Origin of the sequence: Moorena sp. SIO4A5 (assembly GCF_010672005.1) — a bacterium.
Lineage (GTDB): Bacteria > Cyanobacteriota > Cyanobacteriia > Cyanobacteriales > Coleofasciculaceae > Moorena.
This window is the reverse complement of sequence record NZ_JAAHHZ010000257.1, coordinates 1-6,717: the sequence shown is the minus strand read 5'-3', so window position 1 is coordinate 6,717 and position 6,717 is coordinate 1. Positions and strand designations below refer to the sequence as shown.

At 43.2% G+C, this 6,717-nt stretch carries 7 protein-coding genes and 1 pseudogene; 5 read left to right on the top strand and 3 right to left on the bottom strand.

The window, feature by feature from the left end; all coding sequences use genetic code 11:
- Positions 1-103: 103 nt before the first annotated feature.
- The 3 genes from F6K57_RS34205 to F6K57_RS34195 all read right to left on the bottom strand — a co-directional run bounded on the left by F6K57_RS34205 (position 104) and on the right by F6K57_RS34195 (position 1,850).
- Positions 104-529 carry a helix-turn-helix domain-containing protein gene (locus tag F6K57_RS34205; RefSeq protein ID WP_293072366.1) on the bottom strand — a complete coding sequence of 142 codons (426 nt, stop codon included), beginning with the start codon at positions 527-529 and terminating at the stop codon, positions 104-106.
- Between the two features lie 404 nt (positions 530-933).
- On the bottom strand, positions 934-1,164 hold the full coding sequence (locus F6K57_RS34200) for a hypothetical protein (RefSeq protein ID WP_143727413.1): 231 nt from the start codon (positions 1,162-1,164) through the stop codon (positions 934-936).
- Positions 1,165-1,430: 266 nt separating this feature from the next.
- Entirely contained in the window at positions 1,431-1,850 is a 420-nt protein-coding gene (locus F6K57_RS34195; RefSeq protein WP_293063753.1) for a hypothetical protein, read from the bottom strand.
- A gap of 223 nt (positions 1,851-2,073) precedes the next feature.
- On the opposite strand from F6K57_RS34195, the gene F6K57_RS34190 reads away from it, so the two are divergent.
- The 5 genes and pseudogenes from F6K57_RS34190 to F6K57_RS34170 all read left to right on the top strand — a co-directional run.
- Entirely contained in the window at positions 2,074-3,312 is a 1,239-nt protein-coding gene (locus F6K57_RS34190) for a sensor histidine kinase (RefSeq protein ID WP_293072365.1), read from the top strand.
- A 310-nt stretch (positions 3,313-3,622) separates the two neighbouring features.
- Positions 3,623-4,270, top strand: coding sequence for a response regulator transcription factor (locus tag F6K57_RS34185; RefSeq protein ID WP_293072367.1), 648 nt, complete (start codon positions 3,623-3,625; stop codon positions 4,268-4,270).
- A 351-nt stretch (positions 4,271-4,621) separates the two neighbouring features.
- The gene (locus tag F6K57_RS34180) at positions 4,622-4,819 is read left to right on the top strand and encodes a hypothetical protein (protein WP_070390768.1); all 198 of its coding nucleotides are present in this window, start codon (positions 4,622-4,624) and stop codon (positions 4,817-4,819) included.
- A 720-nt stretch (positions 4,820-5,539) separates the two neighbouring features.
- The gene (locus F6K57_RS34175; protein WP_229415151.1) at positions 5,540-6,421 is read left to right on the top strand and encodes a hypothetical protein; all 882 of its coding nucleotides are present in this window, start codon (positions 5,540-5,542) and stop codon (positions 6,419-6,421) included.
- Positions 6,422-6,512: 91 nt separating this feature from the next.
- A pseudogene (locus F6K57_RS34170) lies at positions 6,513-6,717 on the top strand (ATP-binding protein); the annotation flags it as partial.

The following is a 6,717-nucleotide window of genomic DNA, read 5'->3' as shown; positions in this document are numbered from 1 at the left end:
GCTGGGTCAGAAAACAGATCTCTGGTATTTGAAGGGGCTATCCATCCCCCACCTGAACGTTCGCGTAGCGTGGCCTACGGCCAGGTGGGGGAATTTCGCCCCCTCAAACTCCCCCTATCTTGTTAAAATCAGAAATAGTCTCAATCCACACCCTTGCTCCACATTTGAGGGGATCATCGGGGCGATACATGACTCTACACGGCCCATTGACTTCCACCGTATGACCATAAGTGTTTTGAGAGCCTCGTTTTACGGTAATCACAGGGTTACGCTCCCCTGTCTTGAGATTGTTGCGAATTACCCTCTGGTTAACATGAATCACAGCCTTAGTGTACTCTCTGCGCTTTGACCAGTTCCGCTTGGGACCCCGAGTGCCGGGAGTGACTACTGGCATGCCATCAAACAGAGGAATCACCCAAGTTCTACCCACTTTATAGGCTCCTTTAACTCTGCCTTTGCTGAGAAGGTAACGGACGCGAGTGGCGGAAACACCTAGTAAATCAGCGGCTTGTGCGGTGGAAATCATCATGGGGAGTTAACCATTGCGTTAACGATACTATTAATGTAACAGAATTTTGGATAAGATGCAAGGGATAAGATTTTAGGTATTAATTACTAGGTGTAGTAATGCGTTCGCGTAGCGGCTCCAAAGGAGCATCGCGTAGCGGCGACCCAGGAGCATCCCGTAGCGTGACCTATGGATCCCATTCCAGCCATTACTCTAGTTCCAAGTTTCCAAAAAAACTATTGCATTAGCGCATCAATAAGTCGAGTGAGTGGCGATATCAAAGTTAATTACTAGGTACAGTAAATGTGTTCGCGTAGCGTGACCTATGGTCAATCCCATGATCAGCCAAAGCGCCTCAGTTCCAGGTTTCCAAAAAAACTATTGCATTCACGCAGCAACAAGTCCAGTGGGTGGCCACATTTTTGTTAATGACTAGGTACAGTAAATGCGTTCGCGTAGCGGCTCCAAAGGAGCATCGCATAGCGGCTGCACAGGAGCATCCCGTAGCGTGACCTATGGTCAATCCCATGATCAGGCAAAGCACCTCGGTTCCAGGCGTTGCTTAATAATAGAATGATTGTAATAGTTTTGTAGAGTGGACATCTTGGTGGAATGGGCATCTTGCGTGGAACTGGCATCTTGTGTAGAACTGGCATCTTGCCAGTTTCCTCCTTATTTTCGGGCGGGCAGGATGCCCACTCTACTCCTATTCATTCAAAGACTGACGCAACACCGATTTTAAAGGTATTGGAAAGGATAGTGTTTATGGTGGTAATAAAAAAAACTTGTTAAGTGTTAATGGTTTGTCAATTAACACTTAACAATTAGGTGCGACCCGTGGCGAATTTAATTATTAATGAGTTAAGCGCACCTTTAACAAGTTATATCAAGAGAGTTAGTACTTTGTATTCCAAGAGATAATCTAGTTCTGGAAAAATCTCCGTCTCAATGGGCCTTTACCTCGAAATGCTCCTATTTCTTGACGAATTTGTTGGCGCTGTTCCTCGGTGAGAATACCCCTCATCTCATATCGTGCTGACCTGTTAATGTCTTGCATTTGCTTTAACTGCTCTTCAGAGAGATTCAGACCCTCCCTTGCGTCTCGCAGTTGACGGCGGAGCACTTTTATAGTTTCAAAGCGCCGTTGTTGATCAGGAGTGAGAATATCCTCAATTTTGGAGTCAGTATTGTTAATGATGTCCTCAAACTGCTCTTTTTGCTGGTCAGTGATGTTCAGATTAGATAAAAATGGAGGAAGTTCTTGGGCATTAACTGCCATGGGAAAACTAGTGAGGGTAATTGCTGCAATACCTGCCAGTAGAGAAAAGCGCTTGATGTTCATGATGTTCACTATTTAGCTGTTTATAAGTGTTTTTAGGTGAGCTGATTTCTGTTTGATGTCTCTATCCTAAAAAGGGGGAGGGTGAAACCACATGAGGCAAAAGACCCCAATTCCTCTAGGACTAAAGTCCTGGGCTAGACATGACCAATGGGTCTTGCATTACCTTTGACACATGGATTAAGGTTATTGGTTGTTTGTTATTGGTTGTTTACAACAATCGTGAATGCGGCATCCTATTCACATTACTAACCACCCCATTCGATTTTTGCTCTACCTGGAGTGGATACTGCTGATCATTACCGCTTTGGTGGAATTACTAAAACTTCCCTTTCCCATGCTACCTAGGTCGCCACTACTGAATCTAGTTTGCCTGGCAGTATTTGGGTTAATGGGATTGAGATTACCAACAAATAAGCCTATTTATAAGGTACTTTACACTGCCGCCGAAATTGGGGTAATTGTTTTAGCATCCATAGTGGGACACATTCGGTTATTGCAACTGATGTTAATTATATTAGTTGTTCGCAACTGTTTTATATTCGAGTTCCAAGGTCGCTTAATGATGACTGGATTTGCGGTTATATTATTTCTAATGAAGCAAATGGTTCGATTTCAGCATCATGGTCTGAGGCATCGTCCTCCCTTTAGACCACCTCCTGTGTTCAGAGCACCACCAACAGGGTTGATTCCGGAGCGATTACTATTTATCTTATTGACTTCTGTCTTTATATTTGTATTGGTCTTAATCGTTTTGCAGCTATTAGTGGATGCTGTACTATCAGAACGAAAAAGTCGGGAAGAGCTGGCTAAGGCTAATGCTCAACTGCGTCAATATGCCCTCCGGATTGAAGATATTGCTACGCTGCAAGAACGAAACCGTATTGCTCGGGAAATTCATGACTCCTTAGGACATTCTTTAACGGTATTTAATTTACACCTGGAAGCGGCTTTAAGACTATTACAATCTGACCCGGCTGAAGCCAAAGAATTTATCTTAGAAGCGAAACAACTTGGTAAAACTGCTCTGAAGGATGTACGTCAATCCGTTGCTTCCTTGCGTTTAAATCCGTTACAAGAGCAATCTCTAGAAAATGCGATCGCATCCCTAATCGAGGACTTCCAAAAGTCCACAGCTATCTCACCTTCATGCCATCTTAACTTAAAGCGTTCAATCCCTGCTGACATCAAAATCGCAGTTTACCGTATTGTCCAAGAAGGATTGACAAATATATTTAAATATGCTAAACCTACTGAAGTATACATCCAAATTAAGACAGCAACAGATTTACAATTAATTATTAAAGACAATGGTATTGGATTTTCCCTAAACCAGAACACAACCGGTTTTGGTTTACAAGGAATGCGAGAACGCACCCAAGCCTTAGGAGGAACCTTTAAAATTGAAACAGCACCAGGAGCTGGCTGCAAAATTATCGCTCATTTTCCTTTACCAAAGGTTTAAGCTAAGCGCGTTTGTATCATCGGTTGTGAACACAGGTATGGCAGGAAAAGGCAAGAGGCAAGAGGCAAGAGGCAAGAGGTAAAATATATCAGGAGTTTTATTGTACCAAAAAAAAATATCATACAGGTTTAGAGCTCAAATACCAACGCGCTTATCTAGAAATTAGAGACGCATTGTGATGATTTTTGTTCCCTATTTCCTATTCCCTACTCCCTATTCCCGACTCCCGACTCCCGACTCCCGACTCCCGACTCCCAACTCCCTAAAAATAAGACCGAATTGACAACTACTATATAATTCATCCTTGATGATGATTCGTATTTTACTCGTAGATGACCAAAGTCTAATTCGGCGTGGATTAAAAGCCTTGCTGAAGTTAGAAGAAGACTTACAGGTAGTCGGTGAAGCCGAGAATGGAGAAACGGCAATTAGTCTGGTAAAAACGTTACAGCCAGATGTTATACTGATGGATATTCGGATGCCTGTCATGGATGGCGTCGCTGCAACTCGGGAGATTTGTCAGCAATTCCCGGATACAAAGGTATTAGTACTAACTACCTTTGATGATGACCAGTACGTTACCCAAGCCATACAGTGCGGAGCAGCCGGATATTTGCTGAAGGATACCCCTCCCGAAGAATTAGCCCAGTCAATTCGAGCGGTGCAAAAAGGGTATACTCAGTTAGGTCCTGGTATAGGCAAAAAAGTCGCTACTCAAATGCGAGACCCAACTCCAAGTCCACCTCCGGGTTGGGATGAACTAACTCCTAGAGAGCAGGAGATTTTACGGCTAATTGCTACCGGTGCTAGCAACCGAGAGATTGCTCAGACGTTGTATATTTCTGAGAAGACCGTCAAAAACCACGTTACTCATATATTGAGTCGGTTGAATGTACGCGATCGCACTCAAGCAGCTATTTTAGCCAACTCTATGTTTAGCAATTTTAATGACCGTTGATTATTGATCTAGCCAGTCTAATTGCCATGAGTAAAAATCTGGTACTTTTAAGGCAAAAGGCAAAAGGCAAAAGGCAAAAGGCAAGACTAATGAAGATTTTAAGGGAATCATCTTCAAAGAAGAGTGTACCTCATAACTGCGACAAACGCCCTTAGCATTTATAAATGAATTGGAAAAAGCGATGCAGTCGGCCAAAATCATTCTATACTTGATTGACTCTTGCCTTTTGCCTCTGCCTCTTGCCTTTCCTTAGGGGTCGCACCTGAGGTACACAGTTTTTTTTAACTCTTGCCTCTTGCCTCTTGCCTCTTGCCTTTCGTGATCTGTTCACAACTAAACTAAAAATACTATATGAGTTCCCCTTCTCAATCTGAAACTTTAATAATTGCCTACTTTTTTGGGGCTCTTCTCGCTATCACCGTTATGGTTTACTTGCTCAGAGGTTTTGGTATTCTTACCTTTCTTCCTGGTGGTATCCTGTGGCTATTGATCTTGTTATCGATTGGTACAGGACTAGTTTACGGGGTTCAGAAAACTCGACGTTATTAGGGGAATAGGGCATAGGGAATAGGGAATAGCGATGCAGCGCGGTCTTGGGGAGGCAGTGCCGACCTGCGGGGGTTCCCCCCATGAGCAACTGCCGTGGTTTCCCCCACTCGCTATTGCATCAAGACGGGAGTAGGGGTAAGAAAATTGACTGTAGCTTAGCATTCAGCTTATGTGCTACGCACACGCGTGCGCGTTCAGCTATCAGTCTTGGCCTTTGGACCACGCTACTTGAGATGCTTTGTGGCACAGGCTTAATGCCTGTGACGTAATGCTGAGGGCTGATAGCTGAATGGTTTCGCTTCGGTCGTCAGCTATCAGCATTTCGGGTATCAGCGTTTTGAGGGTTTTCCCTGAATACCCATCTAGTCGCGACCTTCAGCTAATATTATCTTACGATAATTACTCTTAATAAAAATTTCCCTATCTCCCCATCTCCCTATCTCCCCAGACCTCTAGCGCCTCCCTACCATCCCCGCCCACCCTTAATTATGGGTATTCAACCAGACTTGAGATAAGTCTAATATCGGTAAGGATTGAGCCTAGTAAGGCACCACGGAAATAAAGATACTATTGAAAAGTACCGAAAGGCTTATATAATAAGAATTCTGCTCAGAGCTAATAGTTGAGGGCTCAGCGCCCGTCCGCTGAGGGCTGACAGTAGAATCTATTGCGAAAATCTTTAACTACTACGTGGTTATAGGGAATAGAGATAGGTTAATCTTGAACAAACGTGAGGTAACAACAATCAACATGGAAGCTATTGAACTGGAAGTCAGCCAACTAAAATTTTTACTGAAGCTACTGAGCAAACCGGATTATCGGGCATTGATTACAGAAGCGAAACCCAATTCTAAAACCTCAGCTGGGGAACGAGATCGAATTTGTCAGGCATTATGCGATCGCAATTTGATTGAGTCTAATCAAGAAATCACCAAAATTCAGATCACTGATGCAGGCAAGGAACTTCTAAACCAAGATCAGGCTGAAGTACCAATGAGCACGAAAGAACGCAAAATTCTAAAAGCCTGTGAAACAGAACCGACTACTCCCGCCAAGACAAACGTCAAGCCTGCTAAGACCCGCAAGGAAATCATGGACAGTTTGATAGAACGGGGTTATATCACAGTCGCAGAAACTAAATTCAAAGATGTTTGGATTACTGAAACAGGTATTGAGTACCTCTTAACTAATTATAAACCCGTTGGTCGTGGCAATATCAATCTTTCTAAAACCATGCTAGCGGATTACATCGATTTCCTGCGCAAACAGCTGCCAAACTCAACCAGTACAATCTCAGAATCAGATGGAAATTCGACTCCCGCTCTAGTCAATCCCCATAATAATGAAGAAATATTACAAATCATCAAGGATTTAGACCAGGAATTGGGTACAGAAAACTATTTGCCACTGTTTCATTTGCGCCAAAAGTTACAACCGCCTTTGTCTAGGGAAGAATTGGATAAAGCACTGTATAGCTTGCAAGCAGAAGATAAAATTGATCTGAGTGCTTTGCAAGAAGCAAACATGTATACAGAGGAACAAATTGAAGCTGGTATTACTCAAAATACCGGGGGGAGGCTATTTTTCATTATGGTGCAGTAAAGTATGATACAAAGTATGATACTATAAGCCCAGGCTTCCCAATTGTTAATCCTCTATCCTTGTCCACTCTATAGAAGATGGAATTAAAGAGATGGCAACGATCCAGGAAATAATTAAACAAGCCCTAAATCCCTTTGACCCCGTGACCTTTGCTACGGGGAATTTTTGGGAAGATCCAGAAAATTCAGCCCTTAAGGATGTCGAATCGATTCATCAACATGAAATTAATCAGATAACCACCACCCTCAGTGCGGTGAATCAAGACCATCGACCCCGCACTATCTTACTGGCTGGTG

What these genes read in the sequence shown, in the direction of transcription:
- F6K57_RS34205 (WP_293072366.1), bottom strand. Translation starts at nt 529, where the DNA reads ATGATGATTTCCACCGCACAAGCCGCTGATTTACTAGGTGTTTCCGCC.
- F6K57_RS34200 (WP_143727413.1), bottom strand. Translation starts at nt 1,164, where the DNA reads ATGCCAGTTCTACACAAGATGCCAGTTCCACGCAAGATGCCCATTCCA.
- F6K57_RS34195 (WP_293063753.1), bottom strand. Translation starts at nt 1,850, where the DNA reads ATGAACATCAAGCGCTTTTCTCTACTGGCAGGTATTGCAGCAATTACC.
- F6K57_RS34190 (WP_293072365.1), top strand. Translation starts at nt 2,074, where the DNA reads ATGCGGCATCCTATTCACATTACTAACCACCCCATTCGATTTTTGCTC.
- F6K57_RS34185 (WP_293072367.1), top strand. Translation starts at nt 3,623, where the DNA reads ATGATTCGTATTTTACTCGTAGATGACCAAAGTCTAATTCGGCGTGGA.
- F6K57_RS34180 (WP_070390768.1), top strand. Translation starts at nt 4,622, where the DNA reads ATGAGTTCCCCTTCTCAATCTGAAACTTTAATAATTGCCTACTTTTTT.